Annotated in this window: 2 protein-coding genes; both read right to left on the bottom strand. The window is 38.2% G+C overall.

The features are described from left to right. Positions 1 to 60: 60 nt before the first annotated feature. The gene (locus tag ACOVQ4_RS09215) at positions 61 to 1,131 is read right to left on the bottom strand and encodes a mannose-1-phosphate guanylyltransferase (RefSeq protein WP_421820361.1); all 1,071 of its coding nucleotides are present in this window, start codon (positions 1,129 to 1,131) and stop codon (positions 61 to 63) included. Between the two features lie 44 nt (positions 1,132 to 1,175). Further along, the gene (locus ACOVQ4_RS09210) at positions 1,176 to 1,295 is read right to left on the bottom strand and encodes a sugar transferase (protein WP_421820362.1); all 120 of its coding nucleotides are present in this window, start codon (positions 1,293 to 1,295) and stop codon (positions 1,176 to 1,178) included. Between the last annotated feature and the right edge of the window lie 36 nt (positions 1,296 to 1,331).

Here is a 1,331-nt window from a genome sequence, read left to right as displayed (position 1 = left end):
GTGGTGGTCAGTGGGACACTGACCACGGAACAATGTGGAATACCGACTGAGAGACATTATTTAGATAAAACAACTATCTTTTTCGCCCGCATCGGCTACAAAATCTTTTACTTTTTGCTCCTGATCTTTAGGACAAATCATAAGTACATTATCATATTCGGCTACAATGAAATTTTCAAGTCCTTTGATTACCACTAACTTCCCTTGCGGGGTTTTGATAATACTGTCTTTTACTTCATACAACATCGTATTGCCATCTACCACATTGCCGTGTTCATCTTTGTCTGAGACTTCATACAACGATTTCCAAGTACCCAAATCTGACCAACCTATGTCACCAAGAACGACATATACATTGTCTGATTTTTCCATAATGGCATAATCTATCGAAATACTTTCGCAACTCTGATAGGCATTGTGTACAAAGTGCGCTTCGTGTTCGGAATAATAGGATTCGTTACCAGCTTCGAATATTTCGTGCAATCTTGGGGAATGCTTAAGAAATGCATTGCGAATACTTTTGGCTGTCCAAATAAATATACCAGCATTCCAAACATATTCTCCACTTGCCAAAAACTCCTCGGCCAAGGCCAAATTGGGTTTCTCTCTAAATGATTGTACCCTCTTTACCTCTCCCTCTTCTTTGGTGTACTGAATATACCCATAGCCCGTATCAGGACGAGTAGGACTAATCCCCAAGGTCACTAGTACATCACTCTTGGCAGCGGCATCTAGGGCTATTAATATTTTGGATTCAAAAGCCTTTTCTTTTAAAATAATGTGATCGGCAGGTGCTACTACAATGTTAGCCTCTGGATTTTGCTTAGCAATCTTATAAGAGGCATAGGCCACACAAGGAGCAGTATTACGACGAATAGGCTCAGCTAATACCTGTGATTTTGATAAAAATGGTAGTTGCTCCAGCACCAAATTCACATAATCTTCACTGGTTACTACATACACATTTTCTGGAGGACAAACATGCTCGAAACGATCGGCCGTTTGTTGCAATAAAGTTCTGCCAGTGCCTAATACATCATGAAACTGTTTGGGATTAGATATACGACTGAAAGGCCAAAATCTAGTACCGATTCCCCCAGCCATGATGATTACGTAATTATTTTGATTCATAAAGTATAAAATTCAGTATCAATATAGGTAAATCCTCCACAAAATTAATAAGCATTCGGCTCACCTTTTATCATATTATATGCCGTCATAAAAATAATTTTGATATCCAACCAAAAACTCCAGTTTTCTATATACCAAATATCAAAATGTACTCTTTTGCGCATTAAATTAAAATCTGTTGTTTCTCCACGATACCCATT

This window comes from Flectobacillus sp. (assembly GCF_049240685.1).
Lineage (GTDB): Bacteria > Bacteroidota > Bacteroidia > Cytophagales > Spirosomataceae > Flectobacillus.
Note: the sequence above shows the minus strand (reverse complement) of the source record. Positions and strands in the feature narration are given on the sequence as shown.